The sequence below is a fragment of the Alteromonas sp. I10 genome (genome assembly GCF_003201515.1).
Taxonomy (GTDB): domain Bacteria; phylum Pseudomonadota; class Gammaproteobacteria; order Enterobacterales; family Alteromonadaceae; genus Alteromonas; species Alteromonas macleodii.
In genome coordinates this window covers 1-26,800 of sequence record NZ_QJJN01000009.1, presented here as the reverse complement: position 1 = coordinate 26,800, position 26,800 = coordinate 1, and the positions used below count along the sequence as shown (strand labels likewise).

Annotated in this window: 17 protein-coding genes and 1 pseudogene; 13 read left to right on the top strand and 5 right to left on the bottom strand. The window is 39.8% G+C overall.

Annotation, left to right across the window (positions count from 1 at the left end):
- Positions 1–149: 149 nt before the first annotated feature.
- Positions 150–2,246, bottom strand: coding sequence for a hypothetical protein (locus tag BZA03_RS16065; protein WP_110289323.1), 2,097 nt, complete (start codon positions 2,244–2,246; stop codon positions 150–152).
- 321 nt (positions 2,247–2,567) lie between these two features.
- Between BZA03_RS16065 and BZA03_RS16060 the strand changes: the two genes are divergently transcribed.
- Entirely contained in the window at positions 2,568–7,106 is a 4,539-nt protein-coding gene (locus BZA03_RS16060) for an FG-GAP-like repeat-containing protein (RefSeq protein ID WP_181417307.1), read from the top strand.
- A 601-nt stretch (positions 7,107–7,707) separates the two neighbouring features.
- A pseudogene (locus BZA03_RS20715) lies at positions 7,708–7,870 on the top strand (hypothetical protein); the annotation flags it as partial.
- 206 nt (positions 7,871–8,076) lie between these two features.
- On the opposite strand, the gene BZA03_RS16050 reads toward BZA03_RS20715, so the two are convergent.
- A complete protein-coding gene (locus tag BZA03_RS16050; protein ID WP_110289320.1) occupies positions 8,077–9,255 on the bottom strand; it encodes a hypothetical protein in 1,179 nt (392 codons plus the stop codon).
- A 103-nt stretch (positions 9,256–9,358) separates the two neighbouring features.
- Here BZA03_RS16050 and BZA03_RS16045 point away from each other — a divergent pair, with 103 nt between their 5' ends.
- The 11 genes from BZA03_RS16045 to gmd all read left to right on the top strand — a co-directional run bounded on the left by BZA03_RS16045 (position 9,359) and on the right by gmd (position 25,056).
- Positions 9,359–9,838 carry a hypothetical protein gene (locus tag BZA03_RS16045; RefSeq protein ID WP_110289319.1) on the top strand — a complete coding sequence of 160 codons (480 nt, stop codon included), beginning with the start codon at positions 9,359–9,361 and terminating at the stop codon, positions 9,836–9,838.
- Between the two features lie 114 nt (positions 9,839–9,952).
- Entirely contained in the window at positions 9,953–10,822 is an 870-nt protein-coding gene (locus BZA03_RS16040) for a WcbI family polysaccharide biosynthesis putative acetyltransferase (RefSeq protein WP_110289318.1), read from the top strand.
- Positions 10,812–12,356, top strand: coding sequence for a glycosyltransferase family 32 protein (locus BZA03_RS16035; protein WP_110289317.1), 1,545 nt, complete (start codon positions 10,812–10,814; stop codon positions 12,354–12,356). The genes BZA03_RS16040 and BZA03_RS16035 overlap by 11 nt, the downstream gene beginning before the upstream one ends.
- 49 nt (positions 12,357–12,405) lie before the next feature.
- The gene (locus tag BZA03_RS16030) at positions 12,406–14,910 is read left to right on the top strand and encodes a hypothetical protein (protein ID WP_110289316.1); all 2,505 of its coding nucleotides are present in this window, start codon (positions 12,406–12,408) and stop codon (positions 14,908–14,910) included.
- A 19-nt stretch (positions 14,911–14,929) separates the two neighbouring features.
- Entirely contained in the window at positions 14,930–16,510 is a 1,581-nt protein-coding gene (locus BZA03_RS16025) for a hypothetical protein (protein ID WP_110289315.1), read from the top strand.
- On the top strand, positions 16,507–17,646 hold the full coding sequence (locus BZA03_RS16020) for an FkbM family methyltransferase (RefSeq protein WP_110289314.1): 1,140 nt from the start codon (positions 16,507–16,509) through the stop codon (positions 17,644–17,646). Before BZA03_RS16025 ends, BZA03_RS16020 begins: the two co-directional genes overlap by 4 nt.
- Before the next feature lie 8 nt (positions 17,647–17,654).
- Positions 17,655–20,507: a glycosyltransferase gene (locus BZA03_RS16015; RefSeq protein WP_110289313.1), complete on the top strand. Its 2,853-nt coding sequence runs from the start codon at positions 17,655–17,657 to the stop codon at positions 20,505–20,507.
- Between the two features lie 17 nt (positions 20,508–20,524).
- Positions 20,525–22,501, top strand: a complete 1,977-nt coding sequence (locus tag BZA03_RS16010; protein WP_110289312.1) for a glycosyltransferase family 10 domain-containing protein — start codon at positions 20,525–20,527, stop codon at positions 22,499–22,501.
- A gap of 22 nt (positions 22,502–22,523) precedes the next feature.
- Positions 22,524–23,225: a sulfotransferase family protein gene (locus BZA03_RS16005; RefSeq protein WP_110289311.1), complete on the top strand. Its 702-nt coding sequence runs from the start codon at positions 22,524–22,526 to the stop codon at positions 23,223–23,225.
- A 29-nt stretch (positions 23,226–23,254) separates the two neighbouring features.
- A complete protein-coding gene (locus BZA03_RS16000; RefSeq protein WP_110289310.1) occupies positions 23,255–23,899 on the top strand; it encodes a sulfotransferase family 2 domain-containing protein in 645 nt (214 codons plus the stop codon).
- Positions 23,900–23,940: 41 nt separating this feature from the next.
- Positions 23,941–25,056 carry a GDP-mannose 4,6-dehydratase gene (gene gmd, locus BZA03_RS15995; protein WP_110289309.1) on the top strand — a complete coding sequence of 372 codons (1,116 nt, stop codon included), beginning with the start codon at positions 23,941–23,943 and terminating at the stop codon, positions 25,054–25,056.
- A gap of 97 nt (positions 25,057–25,153) precedes the next feature.
- On the opposite strand, the gene BZA03_RS15990 is transcribed toward gmd, so the two are convergent.
- The 3 genes from BZA03_RS15990 to BZA03_RS15980 are packed head-to-tail and all read right to left on the bottom strand — an operon-like array spanning position 25,154 to position 26,717.
- A complete protein-coding gene (locus tag BZA03_RS15990; RefSeq protein WP_110289308.1) occupies positions 25,154–25,546 on the bottom strand; it encodes a hypothetical protein in 393 nt (130 codons plus the stop codon).
- Positions 25,543–25,866 carry a hypothetical protein gene (locus BZA03_RS15985; RefSeq protein WP_110289307.1) on the bottom strand — a complete coding sequence of 108 codons (324 nt, stop codon included), beginning with the start codon at positions 25,864–25,866 and terminating at the stop codon, positions 25,543–25,545. Before BZA03_RS15985 ends, BZA03_RS15990 begins: the two co-directional genes overlap by 4 nt.
- 53 nt (positions 25,867–25,919) lie before the next feature.
- Positions 25,920–26,717 (bottom strand): hypothetical protein, encoded by a 798-nt coding sequence (locus BZA03_RS15980; protein WP_110289306.1) that lies wholly within the window; start codon positions 26,715–26,717, stop codon positions 25,920–25,922.
- Positions 26,718–26,800: the final 83 nt, after the last annotated feature.

Genomic DNA, 26,800 nt, shown 5'->3' with positions numbered 1-26,800 from the left:
GGTGAAAACAAAGCCTACTTATCTGAATAACTATTAATTTCACTATTTAACTGTAAATCATAAAGTGCTCACGTTTTGAGTATAAAGTTAGCGAAGAGCAATTTAGATAGGTTTGTATAAAGTGTTCTTCAATCACATAGCTTATTAGTTCAACCTAAAATATCCTCCACACCGGGATACTTAGCTAGACCTTTACACTGCGATGTAAGCACTTTTTGAATGTTGCGTGCCTTCTCTTTGTCTCCTAAATAAGCCCAAATGACCATTGAACGAAACTTTGCGCCGGGGTCAGAAATTTGGCTTTCAATGCTGCTAAGTTCCTCACGAATCCCTGCTTTTATCGACCCTGTTTCAAACGTGCGGTTCATTCTAGATATGTGAAGATAAGCGTATAACTGATCAACCATTACCGTGGTGTTTTGGTCAGATCTTTGTGAGATCTTAACTGCATTTTCATAGGCTTCCATTGCTTCTTGTTTCATGTTCTTAGCTAAATATGAATCTCCCAAATTAATCCAAATTGGATAGAGGCCATTACTATTAGTATCAGCCATAGCGTCGAGGCTTTTCAAATTATATCCTATGGCGTCGTCGTATTTCTGCATATAAAAGCTAGCGGTTGCTAGCAGATGATCTGAAATATTGGAGGCACCAAACTCATGTTCCATTGCTTTATAGTTTTGAAAGGCGGCCTCAATGTTTCCGTTGCAAAAATAAATACTGCCTAAGTTACCTAAAACGTTTTGAGTGACCTCAATATCTTTACTCTCTTCGAATTTTTTTAAGGCAAGTGAAGCGTTACCTTCGTAATAATGTAAGCGGGCTTCAATGAATGGAATCATCCAATCGTTGGGGGCCAATCTACTTGCTTTAACAATATTTTCTTTAGCTAACGACATGGCTTTAGAGCTTTTAGTCACCAAAAATTTCTTTAAATAACTTTCTGTCAGGCCTACATATGCGGAAGAATAATTAGGACTTACTTTTAAAACTTCTGAGTAATAAGCGATTGCAGACTCGATGTCATTTTCTCGACGACTTTTTTGTGCCAATGAAAATAACACTTCCGGTTTATCTTTAGCTTGTTCGCTAGCCCGGTTGCAAGCATCGGTGGCGTGTACTAAATAGTTGTCATCCGCTGTTAAATACATTTTTTGAGCATACAAATTACAAAGTTGAGCTAAGGCCAATGGATTTGTTGGCGCAGTCGCTAATATAAGATGAGTTTTCTCAAGAGCAGCATTAACATTACCTTCGTTTAGGCCCTTGTGAAGCAATGCTTGACTAGAAACATAGTTTTTCGTGTTAGTTTCGTCCAACCCCTTATAAGTGTACTCAGGTATAGCTAAATACTGTTTAAGAGCGCTTTCTAGTTTGACAGAGGATTTATCAATAGTTTCTTCTGTAACTATAGTTTCGCTGTCTATCAAAGATGCGAGCAAAGTTTTGTTTGTAGTGGTGTAAGCAAAGCCCAAAAGCGCCTTAAATATACCCTTTTCAACTAATTCTAATGAGATGACTAAATCAACATTATAGCTCTCGGTTAACGAGTACGGCGAGTCATTCGCTGCAATATCAGATATAGAAACGGAAGATATTGTGAAGTCTTTCTTCAGTCTTTTGGTCAGGTTCCTAGCTACTTCTTTTTCTAACTCACTGTTACCTTTTATGATCATTAATGACTGTACATTAGGTATGGACTGAGAAATTGAATCGACAGTAGTTTCGTTAGTGTTCCAGAGTAAAGTTAACGAAATAAGAGCGGCAGAAATAATAAAAAAAGCCACAATATGAGTGGGTCGAAGCGTTCCTGCGTGTCTTTGAGATTTAACTTTAGCTGTTCGGGAAGTCGGTGAAGAGGGAGGTATAATAGCGTTGTTTTTCTCAGAAGCCTCTAAATCTTCTTCTGCATTGTTATCCGCAGGCTCTGATGTGTCGTTATAAATAGTCGAGTCGATTACCGAGGCTGGGTTTAACTCCTCTTCCGACTCTAGCTCATCTTGGGTAAGAAATAGCGAATGAGGGGGGACATCCAGGACAGTGGCAATGCGAGTAATAGTTTGGTGAGAAACCCTTGTTTGACGAAAAGTTCTATTAACTAGGTCTCTAGGGGGAGAGTTGATGTTTTCTTTTTCTGCAATAAGCTTAGCAAGTTCAGACTGAGAACGAATGCCTGCATTAAGCATTGCTACTTCAAGCTTATTTCGTGACGCGATAACACCTCTAACCCGCTTTCTTGTAGCCATTTCTCAAATCCTTTTCAACTGGCATTACAGAAATTCTTAAATGTCTTTATTTACGGCTAAGTACTGCTAACTACGTATTCCTTAAAATATCAAAAACTGTATTGTTTGAAAAGTGAGCAGGTGTGTATTTGGTAGTTACCCGCTCATTTTACAGAAAGGGAAATCTTCTAGGTGAAAGGGCTAGCTCGGCTCAATTCTAAGTTTCCCTTCAATTCCGATTAATAATCAAATTCAATGCAATATTAAGGCGGGTGACACATGGACTGCGGTAACTACAAACCTAAAATAAACATAGCTATATTGTTTTATAGCGCTTTCTTGATGATGATATCGTCAATGGCAAATGCCATGACATTAAGCGTTACAAAAACAACTGACAAAGCTTCAACAGGTGGTTACGTCTACCACAAGATAATTATTTCAAATGATTCAAGCTCTACAAAAAGTGACGTTACTCTTTACGTAAATGTTGGAGAAAACACATTTTTTAGGAATCCATTACCCTCTATATCGGGCGGGTGTAGCGGCGTTTGTGACTACACAGAAACTGCTAGATGGGAATTTGGTGACTTAGCCCCAGGCGCTTTTAAAGTGGTCACGCTCCCTGTTTACTCTTCTAACCTATCAACTGGCGACGAACGCACGTTAACAACCAGTGTAACCTATTCAGGGCAGTCCAATACGCTCGAAGTGCTAAAACCTTCAACAATCAACAACTCTCCATCTGTCGCACTGCACGTTGCTGCCAATTCACAAGTTGTATCTGCCAACGAGAATGTGGATTTTGAGATCTCCTATGGAAATGTGGGTAACACGGGCATCGCCTCACCTTCGATGGAAGTGAATATTCCTGCTGGAATGAGTTTTGTGTCTGCCTCTCATAACGGCACGGTTTCCAACAATAAAATCGTATGGACCTTGCCTGCATTGAACCCAGATGTTGGTAATAAGTATCTATTTACTTTGAAAAAGTCCGGTTCGTCTTCAAATGGCAAAGTGGATGAAGTAAGTGCACAGTTTTTCAATGGCTCTAATGCTATTGTCACTTCGGAAGATGCGGTGGTGACAAGTAACTTGCCGCAATTAAGCTTAACGGTAAGTGCTAATAATGATTATTGGCAAGAGGGATCTTATAATGTGATGCGTTATATTGTTAGTAATAACAGCGGTGTGGCTGTGCCCGAGGTAAGCCTTTTTTCCATGGTCGCTCCTGGAACTGCACATACTCTGGCTAGGCCCTCCATAAATGGTGGTTGCAGTGGTGCATGTGACTCGTCTGAGTGGGGCCGGTGGGAATTAGGAACCATTGGTGCTGGCGAGTCGAAAGTAATAACTGTGCCCACTTATAATACCAATGCCGATTCTGGAGAGCCAATTGAAAGCTTAGTTCAAGTGTTTACGGGCAGCGGAGAATACTTTCTAGGAACGCGCCCTACGGTTATTCGTGCAAACGAATCAACAGTCGATTTAATTATCTCCCCAAATAAAGGTATTGTTGCTAACAACGAATCTATTAAGTATCAAATTACTTATGGAAACCAAGCTACTAGCGCTTACACGCCGATGAAGTTGCTTTTTTCTATTCCCGAAGGATTTGATTACGTTTCAAGTAGCGATGGTGGAGCGGTAGTTGGCTCAAACGTAGAGTGGAATTTAGGCACTATTAACCCTGCTATTGGTGGAACACGGTTCGTAGAAATCAAGCCTTCTACACCTTTATCTAACGGTAACATCGTAAAAACAGAAGCAATACTCCAGGATGAGAACTGGATTCAGCGCTCTACAGACTCTGTTGTTATTAATGGAACGCTAAACCTAGACGTTATTGCCACTATACAAAATGATATGAGCCAAGAAAGTGAATTGACCTTTGTAAAAGTGCTAGTTGCTAACAAAGGTGCATTAGACATCAGTGAGCTCAACTTATCTATGATGGTTCCATCAAGAACAGCCTTTACACTACCTATGCCAGGTATTACAGGTGGTTGTTCAGGGGCTTGCGATTCTGGTGAATGGGCAAGGTGGACATTTCCTGTAATTGGCGCCGGTGAGTCACGCTTTGTTGTTGTTCCTATCTATTACAATCAAATTACAAAGGGTGAGCCTTTAGAAATTCAGCTTCATGTAGACGATGCTACGAAATCATATAACTTAACGCTACAACCCACGTTTGTTGCTAAGAGTGATAATGATATGCAGTTATCACTTGTTTCAGATAAGCAACAAGTTGCTGTAGGCGAGCGTGTGCGCTATGAGATTACGTACGGGCAATTAGGTAGCGATGCGTACACCGACGTTATGTTGAAATTACCTATTCCAGAAAACCTTACTTTTGTTTCAGGGAGCGACGGTGCGTTTATCGCAAATGGCCAGCTACAATGGAATTTGGGAACAGTAAATCCTGGCGATGGAGGTATGCACTATGCGTACTTCGACGTGGATACAGAGCTTACTGAAGGTACGCCAATTTCACTAGAAGCTGCGGTATACAATAGCACTGAACGTGTTCAACGCTCTGCAGATAGCATAGTAATTAAAGAAGACGTGAAGTTAACTGTTACAGCGTCGCGAGCAAGCACATTACACCAGCAAGACCTATACAGTTACCAAAAGTTCGTGGTCGCAAACGAAGGCGCTTTAGACATTTCAGATGTGCAATTACATATTCAAACGGGAACACGTTTGCACCATTCACGCCCCTCTCCCGGAATTTCAGCGGGCTGCAGTGGAGCGTGTGACTATCATGAAAGAGGTCGCTGGATTTTAGATACCCTAAAGGCTGGCGAGTCTAGAACTATATCTATTCCTTTTTACACAACCAATGCAGTATCGGGCGAGCCCTTAGACATTATTGCTTATGCAACAGAAGCTTCTGGTGACTTGCAAGTAACTGCTAGACAATCTTTGTTAACCTCAGCTGTACTGCCGTTAGAAATGGTGCTTTCCTCGCAACGAAGTGTAATAAAAGCGAATGAAATTCAAAGCTTTCAAGTGAGCTATGGTAATTCAAGCGCAACCGCATATCCCAATGCCCTGTTGAAGGTAACCATTCCTGAAGGATACAGTTATCAGAGCGCTACGGGGGTAAATGAAAAGGTAGGCAATGTAATCTACTGGCCCTTAGGAACGATAGAAGCCAGTCATTCAGGTGCGGTAGCTTTTAGCTTGAAAGCGAACTCTACGGTAACTAACGGCCAAACAATGAAAATAGAGGCGGAAATAATTAGCGAGGACAATGCTGATAGCGTAAGCAGAAGCAACCTTGTTACTGCTATACACAACCAAGTGCCTTTCGTTCTAGATGTTGAAAATGTGTACACGACTCCGATAACCAGTGAGTCGACAGCCACGGTAAATCTTGAGCTCGAAGTCACTAGTCCTACCCAAATTGCAGAAGTCAGAGTTACTTCTAATGCGCCGCAATATAGTAGCTATCCAAACAGTACCACTGCTGGTGGATGTTCAGGTGTTTGTGATGGTAGTGAATGGGGCAGATGGGAATTAGGAAGCTTAAACAGCGGTGCCATATCACCTTTAAACTACGTACTTTCCATGGGGTACAACCTTCCTCCAGGTAAGTTACTTATTGGTAATTATGTGGCAAGTTCTACCTCATCACCTGTTTTAATGCAGGCGATTTCAACGGTTATACCTACGGGCACTGCCGTTGTTACATCTCCTAATCACGATAGCGACGGTGACAACATTCCTGACTGGTGGGAGCTTAGATATTTAGGCGCGATGAACTGGTTGTTAGCCGATAGCGATGGTGATGCTGACGGTGACGGTTACACAAATTGGGATGAGTTTAGAAATAACACTGACCCATCAGATAGCGGCAGTACACCACCGGACAACGACGGGGACTTTATCTCTGATTTACTCGATCCAGATGACGACAATGATGGGGTTAACGATGAAGACGATGCGTTCCCGTTTGACCCATCACGTTATAAGCCCACTAAGTTCGATGTAGATGGCGATGGTAATGCGGATCTACTATGGCGAAGCTTCAATAAAGGCTGGAACTTCTTGTGGGCAATGGACGGCACACAAATATCAGAAGCAACGCCAATTAATGTTGTTCAGGAATACACATGGACGATGGATGGCCTTGGCGACTACGATGGCGATGGAAAGTCAGATATCTTCTGGCGCAACAACGACACAGGTAAAAACTTCATTTATCTAATGGATGGCGCCAACATCAAAGACCGCTACGTGCTTAACTACGTTACCGCTGAAACCTGGCAGTTGGTAGGCAACGGTGATTTTGACGCCGACGGTGTTGGCGACGTTATGTGGCGCAACGTTGAACGAGGAGATACGTGGTTCTATTTAATGGAGAATGGTCGTATTGGTGAAAGTAAACCTTCGCTTTGGGTTACAGACCTTAACTTCCATGTCGTCGCTACGGGCGATATAGATGGTGATGGCGACGAAGATATTATATGGCGCAGATCTACCACGGGCTTAGTTTATATCTGGTTAATGGAAGACGGCGAAATCTCAAGCCAGTACAGCTTAATTACCGCAAACACGAACTGGCAAATTGCTGGAACAGGGGATATAAATGGTGATGGAACTGCAGATATTATTTTAAGAAACCAAGCAGATGGAAGAAACTGGGCTTATTTAATGAAAGACGGCCAAATAGACACCAGCACGCTTATCAATGAAGTTGCAGACCTTAACTGGCAAATCGGAAATATAGGTGATTATGACGGTGACGGAAAAGCAGACTTAATGTGGAGAAATGAAGTAACTACTCGAAATATTGTTCATTTGATGGATGGTACTACAGTAAAAAGTCGCGGAGTATTAAGGCCAACGGATAATACTTGGCAGGTGGCTAAGTAATACGTAGAAAATTTACTCCAACACTTTACAGGTAAACACAAAAGCCACTTCTTTATAAGGAAGTGGCTTTTGCATTTTTGTGTACTTAAATCCTATCTTATATGCATATTTTTCATTAGTATTCAGTTAGACACTCAGCTTTAAATCCCATAAGAACAAAGCAAAAAAGGAAACAGAAGTGATCCATAGAATTACAGTAAGCGACGAATTACTGGCCTATTTGAATGAGCATCGCGTTTACTTCACACCATTTGGCAACTGCAAAGTACAAGGACGATTTCGACCAACTGACCAGCTCGTATTTCCCTCTAACGGCCGTATTGAGCCTTATAGTAACTACATCAATGGTAGTTTTTTATTTTCTATGGGCTCGTTTTCATTTACGCGAAGTGTTTTTCCAATAAACACCGTCATCGGCCGGTATTGTTCTATAGGAGCTAGAGTATCTGTGATGGGGATAGACCACCCCATAAGTCGGTTTACAACGGCCAATATTACTTACGACCGCCAGGCTATTACCAACGCACAGTTTTTTAAAGACCATCCCGAAATAGAAAACTTCCAAGTAAATAATCAAGAGCCTAAAAATACCCTTAGTGCGACCATTGGCAACGACGTTTGGATTGGAGAAGATGTAACAATTGCCCGCGGAGTTTCCATTGGCGACGGTGCAATATTGGCGTCAAAAGCTTTAGTAACGAAAGATGTCCCTCCTTACGCTATCGTAGGGGGCGTTCCTGCTAAGATAATTCGTTTTCGTTTCCCTCAAAATGCAATTGATAGGCTTGTTCAACTGAAGTGGTGGAACTACGAGGTTCAGAGTATTCTGTCTGCATCTGCCGATATACCCATCGAAGAATTTGTCGAAATGGTCGAAAATGCAGTAGAAAGAGGTAATGCAAAGCCGTATAACCCTAAGGTGGTAGACGAATCTGTATTAGCCCCATACATTAAATAAAATACTTTTTATCTAATCTTTAATTAATTGCTCGCAGTACGATGAGGTAGTGTTGAATAACGCTACTTCATCCCATGCCGGTGTGGTGATTGGTTTGTTATTTTCATAGCCGCTAAACAGACCGAAAGGCGTTCTATCAGTATCTTTGTCAGGGAATGAAACGTGACGATCATTGCCTGCAGTCCATATAAAATATGCAGCTGTTATAGGGTTCTCGCACGACAATGCATGATAAAAGCCTTTCAAATAAGCAACTCTATCGGCTTCCGTATACTGAACGCTTTCCGATTCGTTGCTTAACCTAAAACCATACTCATCTATCCATAAAGGAAGGTTTGCTTGCTTGTATATAGCTATAAACTCTTTGAGCGCAGTCGAGTAATCACGCCAACTACTGGAAGGCGGAAGAGTACGGTTGTATAGATTAACTGGTAAATAGCTAAGTTGTGGGAAGTGTTTTTTTACCCATTTAACATAGGCCAATGCTTGATCTTTGTTGCGATAAGTTACCGTGTCAAATAAATAGTTCTGAGAAGCTAAACTACTGTATTTGTGATTTAAAAAATGGGGTAAAACCTGAAGAAGCCAGTCAGCTTGGTACTGGGCGTTAGACGGTTGAACATCTCCACCCAATATTATCATGTTTACATGCTCAAGCGGTATGCCAAGCAAAATCGATTCAAAAAACCTTACATCATTTCTAGGGTCTGCGAACCACCTCGTTCCAGACAGTACAAGCTCAATTTTAAGGCCATGCTCTGCCACTTTTCCAACAAGCTGAGCAAGTACAGATAGGTGTTTGTCGGCTAATACAGGATAAATTTCGTCCATACTAAAACCACACCGGGGGGCGTAAATGTTGTAAAAATCTTTGCTTACGAGTAATCGAACCCAGTCAAACCCTGCGCTTTTAATTTCCTTCAAAGAGTTCTCAAAACGTTCTGAAATATCAGCTCTAATGCCTTTACAAGCGTTGTCCCCGAAAAAGAGTTTCTCAGCCACTTGCACGAAGTCTTCTTGATCTCTGCCGTTCAAATAGAAAAAGTTAACTCCTTTCGCGGGGTGGTTTACTAAAGGAAGTACATTGTTCTCTTGTGATTGAACAGTAAATGAGCACATTAAGAGGGCGCTGTAGCCAAGCAGTTGGCGGTAAATAAAAGTTTTATAGAGAAAAATAAATGTTTTTTTCATATCGCCTCTGCTTAAGTAAACTCAAGGTGTTATACCTGTTATTTAGTGGTAGAATGCAAAGCATCAATTGATTGATTTTAGCTTGGCCAAAAAGGAATTAGCGATGAAAACAATAAGCGTTATAACAGGTTTTGTTGTGATTGTAGTTTTTTTCGTCTTGTTTTTCGATTTATTTCCGAATGACAGTGCGGACCAGTCGCTAGAAAACAGTAATACTTCCCCAGTTTCCTTTAGTGAAAATACCCAGAGCGAAAGCATACCTCTACCGCAAGATTCAAATACCGATGATTTGTATCTTGAAAGAAATAATTCTGATGCCGCTAAACTAGGTCTACAAACCGATCCTGAACTCCTTGCTGAAATAGAACGAGAGATGCAATTTTCTGAAGCACCTGAAGGTGACTTGTCTTATATGTCTCCTGAATCTGAAACTTTACAATTAGACGAAGAGTTTCCTGCGGTTGCGCCAGACCCACAGATGACCATGCCTGGAAATATCGCCGCACAAGATGATATTTCATCAAAAGATATTGGAAAGCCGTTAGAAAAAAATACGAAAATGGATGATTTACCGCTTAACTAATTGGTATGGTACAAGGTTACAAAGTTAGAACGGTCTATATAGTGTTATCAATCAAATTTTTTCAACGTACGAAGTCGTGTGTGTGTAGTAAGGCGGTAGTAAGGTGACAGTGGCATGAAATTAGTTGTTATTGGCAATTGCCAGGCTAGGCCCCTTGCTAACTATATCGAAAAGCTTGTACCAACCATAAGCGTAACAGCTACGCCAATTGTTCATTTATTGAAAGATAGCGATGAGGCAGAATATCGCGACGCGCTCAACGATGCAGATGTTATTGTTACGCAAATGATTTCAGATGCTTACCCATGTAAGTTTATTCGAACCAGCGAAATAAAGCGCTTGTATGGCGATAAAACGCATACTATTTTGAACCTTTATTTTAGCGGCTTTACCCCCGATTTGATGTACATTCGCCACCCTGAAGTAACCACACTTAGGGGGCCTCTTGGCGAATATCATAATAAAACTATTCTTGATGGATGGCTGTTAGGGATCAGTCAGCAGCAGGTTGCGAACTGGTTGTCAGACCCGTTCTACAATAAACAAGAATATGGTAAAGAAGATCAAAAGTCGCTTGACGAATTGAAAGCAAGAGATGCAGTAGTAGATGTAAAAATTGCAGATTTTATAGAGTCTACCCGCAAGCAATCGAGAACTTTCTTCACTTTCAATCATCCTGCATCGGTATTGTTGATCGAGTACGCAAAACGAATCTGTGAGCGAATCGTGGGTGAAAGAGGAAGTGATATCGCTATAAACTCACAGTTAGAGCCGTTAAACCAGCTTATTCCTCTTGTTCCCCCTGGCATTCAATGTGTTGAAGTTAGTAGAAAGGAATCAAAAGGAACAAACGTACTATCAATAGACGGGCCCAATGTGGAGCTAGGTGGAACTGCAATGTTCACCAACGAAGAGTTAGTATCTCAGTTTTACGCTATCTACGAACAAAATGCAGCATTTTTAAGATCGAAGTATGACACCTAATACTATTGTTCAGTACTGGAATACGCCAGAGTTACCAAACGATATTGCAGAATTAGTAGAAACATGGAAGAACTACAACCCTTCAATGGAACACAAGCTGTTTGGGTATGAAGAAGCCTGCGCCTTTATTGGTCAGCATTACAACAGTGAAGTAGAAAGCTTGTTCAAGTTAGCGGCACTTCCTGCCATGCAGTCTGACATATTTCGTGTAGCTTATTGTTTAAAAATGGGTGGGTTTTATGTTGATTGCGGTATTAGATGTAAGGCGCCTATACAACCTTTGCTGTCTAGCGACTTACTACTTTTAGTTAGAAAGTGGCATGGCGGTATTATGAACGGCGCAATAGGGTGTCGGGCTGGTCATCCCGCACTAGAATGGATTTGGAATCGCATTTTAAAAAACTTGAAAGAGCGCAATAGTAATGATGTCTGGCGTTTAACAGGGCCATTGTCGTTTAATCAAATGGTAGAAAGTGGCGAGTTTGAAAATAGTTTAAACATTGTGGAACAGGCGGCTACCAAACCCTTCTTTGACATTGTTAATGAGCTAGAACACAAAAAAAAGCACTGGTCTAAAGAGCAAGAAAAGCAAAGCGTGTTTTCGGATGAAGCAGTAAGCGAAGAAACAAATGTTCTGCAAAAACTTGCTCCAGATCATAAAACTAATACATCGTTTCCAATCTCCGAAGTTAAATCCTTTACGGCTAGAGACAGTGTCGACACTTCAAACTGCCAAGTCACTATAAGCGGAGGGTTTGTTAAAGAAAACGTAAGCCGCTTAGTTATGAACGTAAGCGGAATTGTACTTACATCGGGCGAGAGCAAACCGTTTCCTATCATTGTTAATAAGCGTGGTGAAAGAGCGGAAGTAGAATTCTATGCGCCATTGCCTCATCGCTACTTCCCTCTACGTCAGTTTGTAACAAGTGGTAATAACGGCGTTACCGACTACATGCTAGTAATGCCCGAAAACGCTGAAAATAGTGCGTTCTACAAGCTTTCAACCACCGACCAATCTGATTTGATAACTATACTAATGCAGCTGCACATAGCGTTATCGAAACAACAGGCTTTGTTTGAAAATAACGTAATAGAAAGCACTATTGGTGGCTTAGAAATGTGGTGCCAAACAATTGAAACGCTTATTGCCAGGTTATCAGAAGTAAAAACAAAAGAAGTAAGCAATAGTGACACTAGTAGTGCCAGTATAAAAATAGCGGTTAAGAAACTAGCTTTAATAACTAAAACTGACGCCAACAATGCACCTAATAACAAGTTGGCGCTCAGTGGCGAGGCTAACATTGAGGGGGCTGCAAAACCTACATTTTTTAATGTGCTTTTGTCAGCAGACAGTAAAGTAAATAACGTATTATCAGTTAATGTTGACAACCCAGCATTAAAGTTACGTACGGTAGAGTTAACTCAAGCAATCGCAGAAAAAATACACAAAACTGATTGTAAGGGTAAAACCCCTCAATATTCGCTAGAACGCTGGTACTTTGCAATAAAGAGCTTTATTAATGAAAATGGCTAATAGCAAAACAGTAAGTTCATCTTTGAGCAGCACAATTAAGGAATTTTAAGTGGGTCAAACGTTAGTCATTGCACCTAATGAAAGCTTGTTCACTTATGCAGGTATTCAGGGTGAAGAAAAAGAACACCAAATTCAACAAGGGGCGCTCGCTTTAAGCCTAAATTGGTCTGAAGAACAGGAATCGCAAAGCAATGCTGCTGGTTTTATAAAAAGCGTTGTTAATGCAGCCGCGCCAAACCTAAATATAGCGATAAAGCAGACAGGTGAAGATATAAGCAAGGCACAATCGATTACAGCATTGCTTGTTTCGCCAGAAGCTTATGTGGTTGCGCTATTTGCTAGTAGGCCTGTAAAAGAAGCTGAATTATCTAACGCTTTAGAAAACTGGAACAGTTACTTCAAAGCTTTACAGCAGCATCAGTACTTATTGGGCGAGCAATTTTCTATCAAATTGTTAAGTAATTCTGTGTTGTCAAACGAGCAGCAAGCACTAGCTCAAACAGTGCGTTGTGCGCTGAAGGGGAATATTGATTCAAATGAAATACTGCAGCAGTTCGAAGGTTTTAGCGTAGATGATAATACTGAGTCGTGGGCTAAGGTTGTTCACTTCAGTTTGCAGCAGTATCAAAGCCTTATAAGTGCAAAGAATGAAAATGCGAAGAAAGATTTATTATTAAACGCCGCTAAAAACGAAAAAGAAGGCATTGAAAAAGCGCTTAAAGAACAGCACGAAGAAGTGAAGTTAAACAAGCAAAAAATTCAAGTTCTTCAAGGCGAGTTAGAAACAAAGGAAACTGAAGCTAAAAAAAACCAAGCTGCTATTGCCGAACTAACACAGCAAAACCGCGATATTAACTCTGAACTAGCGCAGGCTAGTGGGGAAAACAAAGCACTTGTAGCTGAAAGCAATAAACAAAAAAGCGAGAATGAACTGCTAGTGCTTCAAATTCAGCAGTTGCAAGAAGAACTAGAGGCTGTTTTTACTGATGCTGAAAACAGCAAAGTTACAATTGCCGACTTAGAAGTTAAGTATACCGACATCAATCGCAAGTTGGCCGAAGCTAATTCTGAAACGCAATTTCTAATAAAAGAGAATAAAGTTAACGCAGATGAAAACGCGCTGTTACAACTTCAAATTCAACAGCTTCAAGAAGAATTAGAAGTAACCTTTTCAAAACTAACGCAGGTGCAACAGCAGTTAGAAAACGCAGAGCAAACGAATACGCAATTAAAAGCTGCAACGAAAGAAAAACAGCCAGACCCTGAGGTTGTTAATACGTTAAAAGAAAAATTGTTGGCTGCAGAAGATGAGAACGCGCTCTTAGTATTGCAAATAAGCCAATTGCAAGAAGAGCTAGAAAGTATTTATGTACAATTCGAAGAACATAAAAATACAAGCGCAGGCCTAATAAATAAGCTAGAGGCTAAGTTGTCAAATTCAGAAGGTAATGGGCCAGCATTAAGGAAAGAGTTAGAAAACGCTATGAGTGAACAGGAACTATTACAGTTACAAATAAAGCAGCTTCAAGAAGAGCTAGAGTTTTATTTTACTGAATACCAAAAATTAAAAGGCGAGTCACCCGATAACAAAGCTCTTAGTGAATTTAAGAGCAAAATAGAGGAGCGCTTCCCACATCTGGTACTAAGTGAAGGCGTAACCTTAACCGGTGGTGCAAACCAAAAAGATCTGCAGCGCATAACTGCTCGTTTCACTCAAGTAGAGCACGCCGACAAACACTGGAATGCATTTTCTGTAATTGTAAACGACAGAAAAGGTGTACTAGACGTTGAGTTTCATGCGCCAGATAACAAACGTGTTTACCCATTGTCAAAATTTGTTAAAACGGGCAGCAATAAAGTATGCGACTTTTCGCTACTTAGCCCATTTACTGATGCAGGCAAAAAAGCGTTGGCAGAGCTATCAGCAGAAGATCACCTATTGCTTATAGGAATAGTTGAGGAACTACAAACTAAACTTCAGCAAAGCGACGTGCAACGTACAGATGCCACCGCAAATATAGACATTGCCCCATGGCCAGAAAAGCTATTAAAACTTTCAACTGCACTAAGAAAGCTTACGCCCAGCCCAGCACCTAAACCGCTTAACTTTAAAAAGCTAAGCCTTAAACAAAACATGGTAGGCGCTACAAACGAGCATTTACTTATTTGTATTGAAAACTTACAAGCAAACGGCACTAGCTACCCCGCTTTCGATATTAAAGTTGGCGCAAAGCAAATAAAAGATAAAGTATTCACCGAATACGGAAGCTTGGAGTTTAGAGAACTTGCCAACAACCAAGCGCCACTGGCTAGCTGGCCGCCTGCAATAGAAGACAAGTGGGGGCTAAAACTAGTACTCGATTTACCTGCACAGCTAAACGAGCAGCAGCAAAACGCAATCGACAGCTTAAAAGAAGAAGACAAGTTGTTCATAAAGGAGCTGCTAACCAAGCTAGCTGACAGGCTTCATACGCTCGACCGTAAGAAGCTTAAAGTTAACCAGCCGCTTGAAAACTGGCAGAAGCTGATATCAGGTATGGTTGCAAAGTTCTAAAAGAACGTAAGGAGGGGCTATGAGTGATTTATTACAAATAGTGAAAGGGCTGTCGATGCAACCCAAGTGCGTGTTAGTTCTTGGTGCACGTACTGAAGCTATGCTTAATTGGTTGTTTTCTTTAACAGCAACACAAGTTGTTTTGGTAGAGCCAGAACCTGCAATGTTTGAAAAAGCCACATTACTGCATAACGCTAAAAGCTCGCCTGAGAGTGTGGTAATAAAGCATGGCGTACCAGCGTTTGAAGCTAACCAAAAAAGCATGCGGTGCTTTGTTTCAAATGTGCCGGGCTATTCTTCTGTACTCCCCCCTAATGTGATTAAAAGTATTCGACCTGCACTGGAATTTACTGAACAAGACACCGCAGTTATTGAGCTAAAGCCTTTACTACAGCAGTTTGACATTTCAGAAAGCCGCCCCTGTTTGCTTATTTCGCAACTTAACGGTGCAGAGCAGCAATGCTTGAACAATCAATTATTAAATGCGTTCACCCATGTGGTAATTCAAAGTTCATTAAAGCCTGTTTATGGTGAAAGTAAACCAGCAGAAAAGCTTGAAAAAGAGTTTACAGAATGTGGGCGAGATTACCTTGCATTAGCTGAACCTATGCCACCGTACTCCAATTTCGTGGCGACTAAACAAGTAAATACTAAGCAAGCACTGAGCTACTTTAGCCAAAGGCAGCAGCATAGAGAAATTAAAGCAGAGCTGGAGAGCCAGTTTAATGCCTCTCAAAGCAATGCTAAAATCGTTGATGAAGAGTTACAGCAGACCAAGCAACAGTTGCAAGCAGCTAAACAACAAAGTGAAGAAAAGCAAAAGCAGTTGGGCGACGAATTGCAGCATGCTAAAGAGCAACTTCACGCTGCGAAACAGCAGAGTGAAGAGAAGCAAAAGCAGTTAGGCGATGAATTGAAGCATGCTAAAGAGCAACTGCAAACTGCGCAACAGCAGAGTGAAGAGAAGCAAAAGCAGTTAGGCGATGAATTGCAGCAGGCTAAAGAGCAATTGCAAACTGCGCAACAGCAGAGTGATGAAAAGCAAAAGCAGTTAGGCGACGAATTACAGCAGGCTAAAGAGCAATTGCAAACTGCGCAACAGCAGAGTGAAGAAAAGCAAAAGCAGTTAGGCGACGAATTGCAGCAGGCTAAAGAGCAGCTGAAAACAGCCGAGCAGCGAAGCAGAGAAAATCAAAAGCAGCTAACGGAAGTACAGGAAAACAATACGCGTAAAAATAAAGAACTAGAACTAGACCTATTACAAAAAACAAAATTGCTTGAGGACGAATTACAATCACAAAGTTTAAAGCTAAAGCATGAAGCGCATTGGCATAACGAGCATAAGGTCTGGAACCAGAGTCTTAAGAATGAAAATGATACATTAAAGGCGACATTAGACTCTGAGAAAGAAAAATACAGAGAAATATTGAATAACAATGAGTTTCTAGAGGAAGAACTGTCCCATGCTAATCGCATGCTATTTGTTTTAGAGAAAACTTTAGAGTCAACAAGCTCGAAGTGTGTGGAAGATAAAAAAAATGATAAAAAACATTTGATTCTAAATAAGTTTGGTATTGACGTGAAAGGAAGTGTTGAATGACTTTTAATGTCAAAAAGTTAGAAAAGTTCTCTAAAGAAATCCATTTTGACCTTAATAGTGTCGTCGCCACGCTGCTGTTTAAGAGGGATTTTGAATCGTTAAAGTCATTTCTTATTGATAGTGAAAATATTGCGAGGGAGAACGTTTTTGCCTACGCCGTTTTATCATGTTCACATCTTTATCAAGACGGTGATTACAAGCTTGCTGAGTCAACGCTAGAGCGGTGTTCTGCTCTGGGCTTAGATACTGATACGCTTAATAAAATAGTTATGCACTTTGAATATTTGGAGTCAGAAAACTCACAAATAATCGAAAAGAAGTTAGATAGGAAAAATCTTTCGCTATGTAACCTTGAACATAAGGTTGTAGATGTAAGTCAATATAAAGCTCCTCAAGCGCTATTGGATAAATTAGAAACGTATGATCATGGAGATAGAAGCTTCTACTACCGACATAAGTCCTCAAGTGATGTTAAGGTTTTAGATCAGGTTTTTAATGAGGGAGAGTATGGTATCGATTGGATACCCCAATTTCAACTTCTCAAACGATATGAAAGAAAACTGAACGACAATGGAGTTAATACGCTTATTGTAGATGGGGGCGCCAATATTGGTGCTTCAGCAGCTTTTTTCTGTCAAAAGTTCAATTATTCAAGTGTCATTTCAATAGAGCCGGACGTCAGCAATCGTGAAATCCTAGCTGCCAATACAGCAGGCTTGAATGTTTTCATTTTTGAAGGGGCACTATCTTCAAGAATTGAAACTAGGAGTTTTATAGACCCCAACCATGGTGAGTGGGCTTACAGATTTTGTATGGAGGATTCGGCAGGTAGTGCTAGAGATTTGGGAGAAGTTCAGTGCTTGGGTATTGGTGACATTTTAAATTTATCTCAATTTAAAAACCACAAGCTGTTGATTGTAAAACTAGACATTGAGGGCGGCGAATCGCTTTTATTTGAAGAAAATTTAGAATGGCTAGATGAAACTCCTTTGCTGGTAATCGAACTACATGACTGGATGCTACTAAATAAAAAACCTTCAAGAAGCTTTCAAAACGCAATATTAGGTAAAGATTTTGATCTTTTCACAAAGGGGGAAAACCTCTTCTGTTTTAATCGAAAAATATTAGGTAATTAATAAAGAACATGCTCGAGTTAAAAAAAGATAATTTTTGGGAGTTGATGAGAAAGGTTAGATATTACTTTTCAAAATTGGACTATATTGCTGCGAGCGAAGTGATCGAAGAAATAGAGTCATCACTAAGCCTTAGTGAAAAGGGCCGAATAGAGCTTATTAATAAAACAAAGGCTCTTATTGAATGTAATATTCAGAGACTTAACTGTGAACAAGTAACTAGTGGAGAAGGAGTTGTTTACTCTTTTGTGACATCTGTATTTAATCGCTTTTGGCAATTAAAACAAACTTTGCCAACTAATCTCGAAACTTTACGAAATTTTGAAAGTGCAGAACTTGTTGTGGTTGATTTCGGTGGTGAAGATTCAAGTGATATCCAGAACTTTATAGACAAAAACTTTTCATTTGATCTTTTAACTGGGAAGTTAAAATATTTTCGTATTAAAAAGGCGTGGGCCAAGTTTCATATGGCTGCAGCGAAAAATGCTGCAGCAAGGCTTTCTGTTGGTGAATACATAATTTCACTGGATGCAGATAATTTCGTCAATAAAAGCGATGTTGAACATATTACGAACGCTTTAGATGGCGAAAACAGCATAGTTCATCAAACTACGGGGCCTGCCCCCATGCTCCACAAAGATTGGGAAAAATACGAGCTCTTCCCACAAAATATATATCACAATGAAAATTTAACTTGGGACGGAAGTTGTGGGCGTATAGCGAGCAGTCGTTTAATTTTTGAAAAAATCAACGGATACAATGAGAACTTCATTGGCATGGGAATGGATGATATTGACTTCTTGATCCGATCTGTAAAGTCAGGAGGACAATATAAGCACATTTGTTTGAGTAGAGATGTGGATGCCATTTTTATAGATAATGGAAGTGCAGCGACCGAACACGAGCACAGTGACAATCAAAGCAACTGGGTGTTGATGGAGAAGGCGCTATCTAGGTCAGAAATAAGAGCTACTTACGAAACACAAGTACCTACTTCAGAGTTTTCAAGATATATACCTGAAGCTATTCGACGGACAGGTTCCGTAGATGTGACATTGTTCTCCAGTATTTTCAGGGCCGATGAGTATGCCACTCGTTTTGAAAACGACATTTCTGATATTTTATCTGGGGAAACCTCACCAGTAATAATACTTATGGATGTAGTTGGTAGTCATGATGAAAAAACCTCAAGAAGACTAGCAACATTAGCAGATAAGCACCCAAACGTATACTATTTACCAGTCTTTAAAGACCCGGGACTTTACGATTGTTGGAATGTGGCAATTAGAAACATAAGATCGAAGTATATTGCTAACCTTAACGTAGATGATATCAGGGGGAGGCAGTGGCTAGATACATGCGTAAGAGCGCTAGCGAGTGACATTTGTGATGTAGTAAGCCCTGTTACAGTCCCATTTAATGACAGCAAGATTAATTCATATGATGATTTTTTAGCTAGGAAGTTAAACGGCGAACATTTTGATAAGTGGTTTGACGTAAAAGTAAGTTATAACTATTTTCAAAACGTCGTTAGTTATGAAACATTAAATGCTGGCTATTATGACCATTCAAATATGTTTCAAACGAACTCTGATAGGGTACTAAGAAGCTATTGTATACCAAATGCATCTTCGGTGTGGCGAAGAAAAATTCACGAAGACGTTGGTTACTTTGAAGAGGAAAAGTACGGAGCCTACACCGATTTAGCTCTTTGGATGAATGCATCTTTTACAGGCAGTATTTTTAAGCAAGTTAATTATTCGGCACTTTTTTTCATCAGCGAAAGTCAAGCTCATGCACGCCAAGAATCAAACTACAATACACTCTTAGAATTAGCCGATAAATATGGGGATGCGGAATATAAACTACTTGCGCTAAGTAATAAGTTTGATCTTAGTTTAAATGAAGGTTCGTATGGTGATCATCATCTGCTAGGCTGGAACTGGGTTAGAGACAATGTTAATCAAATGCTTACTCATAACGAGCATGGAGTGTACTTAGATTTATTTATTGAGCGTACTTTTTTTTGGAACAAGGACGACCCTGACCGAACTTTTGTTTTTCGCAAGCCGTGGGTTGCTTTTGTGCATACCACACCGCACAAGAGCAATTCATATGATTTAGAAGCACAAAACTTGGATGCATTATTAGCGGAGCCAAGATTTATAGAAAGTCTAAAGCACTGTCGAGGTTTAATTGTTCTAAGTCAAGAAAACGCTTCTTATTTGAGGCTGGCACTGAAAAAGCTTGGTTATCCAGAAGTCAAAGTTCTAACGACATTCCACCCTAATATCCCCATCACAAGTTCTAATGAAGAGCGAGCTTTGTCAGGTAAAGTTTATCATATCGGTTGGCATCTGAGATCGTTTTCCGATTTTGTAAAATTGGATATTCCAAAAGAGAATAAAGTTTTGTTGATACCCGGTAATCTCGATAGAGACTACTTCATTAATGATGTTGTTAATAAAGAGCTGTCCGAGAATAATTTAGGCGCTATAAATGACTATGTAAGTGAAATGTACACGGCAGATAATGATGAGTATCAAGACATCTTAAAAAATCAGGTAGTGTTTAACAGCTATATTCAACCGGCTGGCAGTAATTTAATAAGTGAATGTATTTCTGCAGGAGCTTGCTTGGTGATAAATAGGCACACTGGTTTTGAAGGTTATTTAGGCGCTGATTACCCATTATTTTACGACGACCTATCACAGGCTAAAGAAAATATTGAAAGAATAGTTAACGAACCAATCCATAGAAACTCTGTTATTAGACACCTTAAAGAGAGAGACGAACGTTTATCAATTTCATCTTTCAAAGGTGAATTGGTAAGTATTTTTAAAGTATTGCTCAAAAACTCTTAATTGCAGGTCGTGCTTCGATGAATAAAAATATAGTTCTTTTAGGGACATCAAATTCTATAAAATCTGGTTCATATTTTAAAGAGTTAGAGTTAAGTCAAGATATAAGTGTAGTCTCTGATGTTCGAGTTGGAGATGTCCCGTCGACCTATTTTCTTTCGGCTGAGAAAAAGTTGAAAAGTTTGGCAGTTGTATCCAAAATCGATGTGATAGTTATAGACTCAATTATAAACGATGTTTTGATGACTGAGTCGGGCGTCTTAGATATAGCATACCTAGAGAAGACATTTTGGGAGCTTGGGAATTTATTTAGAGAGTTTAGTCATGAACTCCCTCATATAGTGCTTTTCAATATCTGCCCTAAAGCAGTAGAGCAATCGAAAAACTTTTGTGACGTAAAAAGGGTACGCAAAGGCTCCTTAATAAAAGCTGGTTTTAATGTGACAGAAGTGGACATATTACATAGCGAGTTTCCGCATGTTTATGAGGATAGTGATCCTCTTCATCATTCTGTTGCTTCATCACAACTGCTTGTTCGAAAGCTATGTTCTGCCATAGAAGTTGAAAGTGAAAAGTGTTCAACGGTGAAGTCGCACTCTACTTCCTCTCGAAAATCAAGATTTTCAGACTTTGGAAAATACCAAAGTCTGAAGACTAGCTCCAACGCAAGTTTCTTTAGTTCGTCTCTATTGACTGAGCCGGTTTGTTTGATTAAACCTGACGAAGAGTTGATAGTTAACTTTGATAGTCCTGTAAATCTACTTGGTTTAAAATTTGTCGCGAGTGAAGATCCCACGTCGTTAATTGAAATTTCAATAGATGACGGTGAATTTTATATCCCTACTGCTAGTGTATATCCTAAACCTCTTATACGTTTTTGCCCGTTTCCTCATGCTATAAATAGCAAAAGTATACAAAAAATAAAACTAAGACTGGTCAATTCAAGCCTAGTAAAGGATTCCAGTTCAATCTTAAATCTGCCAAACGCAAAACTAGAAAATTCATCGTGTTTGACTTCCGATGCAGTGGCACTAGCTGGATTAGTTACTGAAACAAGAGCTTTCGAAAGTGGCACTCGATTAAATGTTGTAAAAAATAATAAAAAGCTCACTATTGGGTTCGACTGCTTTTGGCCGGGTTTTCAGGCTGACAAAGACCCTATTTTTGGTTCGCTATTACAAAAAAATTATGATGTGACTTACACGAGTGATTTGAAAAATGCTGACATTGTTGTCGTAAGTTGGTATTCACCTGATAAACCTAGAAAAGCTAAATACAAAGATCTAAAAAAATCGATAAGAGGAAAACTGGTATATTACTCTGCAGAACATGATGGCGCCGGCTTAGAAGGGGTTAAGCAACTCGACTTCGATATGTTTGACCACATTTTTTCGCATTATGTGGTTGAAAATGAAAATCATACGTGGCTGCCAAACTACGTCAGGAGACACGGCATCAGCGTATTTTCAACTGTTAACAATTATTACAAAAGAAACATCAACAATGTAAAAAGCGCAAATATACAGTTTTGCTACAGTAACGATAATTGTGAGCTTCGCAATAGACTATTTAAGAATTTAGATGCAAAGACCTCAGTCGACGCTAATGGGAGTTTATTCAACACTACTGGTTACAAACTTCCAAGAGAGCACGAACTGTATATAAAAGAACTCGCCAAATATAAGTTCGTTATAGCCTGTGAAAACTCTTCTTTCCCCGGCTATAATACAGAAAAAATTGTACACGCTTTAATGGCTGGAAGTGTTCCTATTTACTGGGGAGATCCATTAATTGGAAGCATATGGAATGAAGAGTGCTTTATTAACTTACATGATATTAGTATGGAGCTTTGCGTGGAATCTATTTCTTGCCGAGGAAACGAAATATTCGAAAACTTTAGAAAAAGAAACGCTATTCCTTTTCCTAATGCGATAGAAATGGAAGAAAAAATGAGCAAGTCGATTTTTGATGCAATTAATAAGTTATCTAACCATTGAGTTGCACTTAGGAGAAAAGTAATTGGATTTATCAAATTTTATATATTTAGAATCAAAGAGTTTTACGTTTGCCTACGTACCAAAGGTGGCTTGTACAAACTGGAAATGTATATTTCGGTATCTGAATGGCGCTGAAGATTATTTGGATAGTGGCTTGGCTCATGATAGGCAGAATTCTGGGTTAACCTATTTGAATAACGTTGATAATGCTCAAGCTATTCTCGAAGATGGGAAGATAAAAAAATTTACTTTTGTTAGAGACCCATATTCAAGAGTATTATCAGCGTATAGAAATAAGGTTGAACCTTTCAATAACGTTGAAAATAGTATGCATGCTCAAGACTTTTGGAACAAAGTCTATTTAAAGATTCAAGAGGAGACCGGTTCAAAAGTAGAAGTTACCTTCAGTACCTTTTTAGGTTGGCTCTTACACTCTGAACATCATTTCGCGAAAAATGAGCACTGGTGCCCACAATCAGATATCGTTCATCCAGATCGAGTAAAATTTGATTTCATAGGGAAGTTTGAAAATATCGAAAAAGATGCCGCATTCATACTCGATGAGATTGGTTGCGATCTTAAGTTCCCAACTCAGAAGCAAGTAAAGTTTCCGGGGACTAATGCTACTTCGTTAGTCGACCAATATTATCAAGCGGACGACATTAACAAAGTTAACGCACTATTTGCTGATGACTTTAAAAACTTTAATTATGCAACAAAGTAACGAATGCTAATACTTAAACTAGGAATATAATGCGCTTCTCATCAACAAAAAAATTTATATATCTTGCGAATCCCAAAACAGGCTCAACGTCGATAAGAAGTTTATTCGATAAATGTAGTGAACACCACAAATTAAAATCTACCGGTGACTTTCATGAGCACTGGACTGCCAAGCAGTATTTTGATGTATTTTGTGAGCGTGGTTGGAAATGGAACGATTATTTTAAGTTTACCACCGTGAGAAACCCATGGGCACGTTACGTTAGCAATTACTATTATTCAAAACCAGATAAGAACGGAAATCCATTTTACGTGACAGAGTACGAAGCTGACAGTGCATTTAAGGTTAGCTTTTCAGATTGGATACAAATTTGGTTAGTTGAAAAGAATAGACACCCGCACGGATACGTCGACATTAAAACTTTCACTACCGATTCAGCTGGAAATTCGCTTGTTGATGAGGTTTATCGTGTAGAGGATTTTGATAAAACTGGACTACCAGAGCTGATAGCTAGAAAAATAGTTGAAGATAATGTAGTAATTCCAAAACTGAACAAGTCTAAAGCAAAAAATTATCGTGAGCATTATAAAGATGCTGACGCGGAGTTAATCGCACATAAATGCAAAGCGGATATTGATGTGGGTGGATACAGTATCGAGGAGCTTTTCGCTTAACTATAGTCGATGATTATATAAATTTACTTTTCGGAAATTTCATGAAAAAAGCACTTATTACCGGTGTAACCGGCCAGGACGGCTCTTACTTAGCCGAATTTTTACTTGAAAAAGGATATGAAGTACACGGTATTAAGCGTCGTGCTTCTTTATTCAACACAGAACGTGTTGACCATATTTATGAAGATCCACATGTAGAAAACGCTAACTTTATTCTTCACTATGGTGATTTGACCGATTCGTCAAATCTAATCCGTATTATGCAAGAAGTACGGCCAGACGAGGTTTACAACCTGGGCGCACAGTCTCACGTAGCGGTATCTTTTGAGGCACCTGAGTACACTGCGGATGTAGACGCTATGGGCACGCTACGTTTGCTTGAAGCAATTCGCTTCTTAGGGCTTGAAAAGAAAACTAAATTTTACCAAGCGTCTACTTCAGAGCTTTACGGTGAAGTTCAAGAAATTCCACAGAAAGAAACGACGCCGTTTCACCCTCGCTCGCCATATGCAGTAGCAAAAATGTATGCCTACTGGATTGCGGTCAACTATCGCGAGTCTTACGGTATTTATGCGTGTAACGGTATTTTGTTTAACCATGAATCTCCACGACGCGGTGAAACATTTGTTACCCGTAAAATTACACGTGGTATCGCCAATATCGCGCAAGGTTTAGAGTCTAAGCTATACCTAGGCAACATGGACGCACTTCGTGACTGGGGTCACGCAAAAGATTATGTACGTATGCAGTGGATGATGTTGCAGCAAGATCAACCTGAAGATTTTGTTATTGCTACTGGGAAGCAAATATCGGTTCGCGAATTCGTGCGTATGTCAGCAGAGAATGCAGGTATTACTGTTGAATTTACGGGCGAAGGCGTGACAGAAGTCGCAACGGTAACAGCGGTAGATAACGAAACTGCGCCAGGTGTGAAAGTGGGTGATGTTATTGTAGAAGTAGACCCACGTTACTTCCGCCCTGCAGAAGTTGAAACGCTACTAGGCGACCCTACAAAGGCAAAAGAAAAGCTAGGTTGGGTGCCAGAAATTACCGTTGAGGAAATGTGCGCAGAGATGGTGGCACACGACCTTGGTAAAGCAAAGCAACATGCTCTATTGAAGCAGCATGGTTATTCGGTGGCGGTTGCCAAAGAATAAAAGTTAAAAAGAAGAAAGCGAGATTAAAGAGCGCACTAGTAAAAACTAGTGTGCTCTTTGTGTATCTATTCGCTTAAATACGATGCCACAACATTTTTTAAGTCTTAGCGGGCGGTTCGGGAGAAGCTGAACCCATTTTAGGTGGTTGTTGAGTCCCACTTTCTGACTCTTTCCCTAGTAAATATCCTGAGATAGCACCGAACAAGCCAACTATTGGTGTTAGTTGATCTTTGTTATAACCAGTGACCAATAAAATTGAAGACATTCCTATTATCGATAGAATTCCAAATAATTTTAAAATTCCAAGCGACGACATATTTTTTCTCCACAAGAGAACGGTGGCAAAAAGCAATGCTAAGATTGTGAAGCTCAAAATAGCGTATGTTAAATGTAAAACAAGCTCAGGTTCCCATGGTTGTGTGAGGGTGTTTGCGGAGTTATTTAACCTTTCAGTTTGTTCTTTTAGTGTTGTTAGGTCATCGTTACTCATAAGGATTCCTTTAAGTTCTCAAGCTCTTTAATTTTATCTTCTAAAGTTCTTACTTTTTTATCTAATTTTTCTATGTACTGAGTTTGTAGTTCTATTACGGCTTGTTGATTGTCAAGGCGCTCAATTATTTTCTCTATATAAGCGCCATTAGGCACTTGAAGAATTGCTCCAGGCACTTGCTTCTCACCTGACGAGGAAGCATTGCCTTTAATTGGTGAAATACATAAAACCAACGCTACTATAATTACGTTTCGGTATCCGTTGATATTAAGTGATTTCACAACGCTTTTTTGCTTCTGTGTGTTTAATATATTTTTCATTCTGAAATCTCCGTTTGATAGCTTTTAATAGTAGTCGGGTATAAGAGTCTGGATTAAACCACAATAACCTTTCGCTCATCGCTGGCATTAGTAAGTGTTATCGTAGTTAAGAACAGTTCTTCGTCTCCTCCCGCGCTTTCCTGAAGCAATAAAAGGAAGCTCAATAGTCGTAAGTTAACGCTCGATTTTGCCCATCCGAATTTTGAGTACAGGTCATCAATAGCATTTTTCACTATGCTGTCTACTTCTACCCAATCATCTAGCTCGCGTTGAAATTTCTTGTTCAACCCCTTCAATGTGGCGTTGAGCTTTTCTAAATCAGCTTTTTGCCCTGATGTCACGATGAAGCTATCTACCGCAGCCTCTATTGCATTAAGTGTGGTTGGTAAGTTTCTAAGCGCGCCCGCCATTTCTGCGTATTTTTCAAGTTTTGAATTAACTCTAAGCCAAAAAAATTTTTCTTTTTTATGCGGTAGTTTCGATTTCCGCTTCATAAGCTTTTTGAAGCTGTCTAAATCTCTTAAATCATTCTTTATTGTGTATAAACTTATATTGGTACTGTTTGGTGAACCAAGTAGAAGTGAAAATAGTTCATTGTAGTCGGCATATTTGGAGTCAAGTTCTTCATAAATTTCTACAATATCTTCCATGGCCTCTTGGTAAAAATCGTCTCTTTTTGTTAAGTAAATTAAGTAGGTCATGGCATTGTTAAATAGGTTGTGACCATTCAAGCCCAGCAGCTTTCGGTAGGCTTGTTTGCTGGCTCGCAAGCTAATACATATTTCGCTAGTGGTGAATTGGGTAGGGGCTTGCGTAACTATCTTGTTGTATTCTGCAATGTAAGCGATCAATATAGACCGTTGTGATTCGTTTAGTGTTTGAGGCTATCTTCGTTTGAGGAGATGCGTTCTATATCTAACCGTGCTTCACAGCC

What these genes read in the sequence shown, in the direction of transcription:
- BZA03_RS16065 (WP_110289323.1), bottom strand. Translation starts at nt 2,246, where the DNA reads ATGGCTACAAGAAAGCGGGTTAGAGGTGTTATCGCGTCACGAAATAAG.
- BZA03_RS16060 (WP_181417307.1), top strand. Translation starts at nt 2,568, where the DNA reads ATGATGATATCGTCAATGGCAAATGCCATGACATTAAGCGTTACAAAA.
- BZA03_RS16050 (WP_110289320.1), bottom strand. Translation starts at nt 9,255, where the DNA reads ATGAAAAAAACATTTATTTTTCTCTATAAAACTTTTATTTACCGCCAA.
- BZA03_RS16045 (WP_110289319.1), top strand. Translation starts at nt 9,359, where the DNA reads ATGAAAACAATAAGCGTTATAACAGGTTTTGTTGTGATTGTAGTTTTT.
- BZA03_RS16040 (WP_110289318.1), top strand. Translation starts at nt 9,953, where the DNA reads ATGAAATTAGTTGTTATTGGCAATTGCCAGGCTAGGCCCCTTGCTAAC.
- BZA03_RS16035 (WP_110289317.1), top strand. Translation starts at nt 10,812, where the DNA reads ATGACACCTAATACTATTGTTCAGTACTGGAATACGCCAGAGTTACCA.
- BZA03_RS16025 (WP_110289315.1), top strand. Translation starts at nt 14,930, where the DNA reads ATGAGTGATTTATTACAAATAGTGAAAGGGCTGTCGATGCAACCCAAG.
- BZA03_RS16020 (WP_110289314.1), top strand. Translation starts at nt 16,507, where the DNA reads ATGACTTTTAATGTCAAAAAGTTAGAAAAGTTCTCTAAAGAAATCCAT.
- BZA03_RS16015 (WP_110289313.1), top strand. Translation starts at nt 17,655, where the DNA reads ATGCTCGAGTTAAAAAAAGATAATTTTTGGGAGTTGATGAGAAAGGTT.
- BZA03_RS16010 (WP_110289312.1), top strand. Translation starts at nt 20,525, where the DNA reads ATGAATAAAAATATAGTTCTTTTAGGGACATCAAATTCTATAAAATCT.
- BZA03_RS16000 (WP_110289310.1), top strand. Translation starts at nt 23,255, where the DNA reads ATGCGCTTCTCATCAACAAAAAAATTTATATATCTTGCGAATCCCAAA.
- gmd (WP_110289309.1), top strand. Translation starts at nt 23,941, where the DNA reads ATGAAAAAAGCACTTATTACCGGTGTAACCGGCCAGGACGGCTCTTAC.
- BZA03_RS15990 (WP_110289308.1), bottom strand. Translation starts at nt 25,546, where the DNA reads ATGAGTAACGATGACCTAACAACACTAAAAGAACAAACTGAAAGGTTA.
- BZA03_RS15985 (WP_110289307.1), bottom strand. Translation starts at nt 25,866, where the DNA reads ATGAAAAATATATTAAACACACAGAAGCAAAAAAGCGTTGTGAAATCA.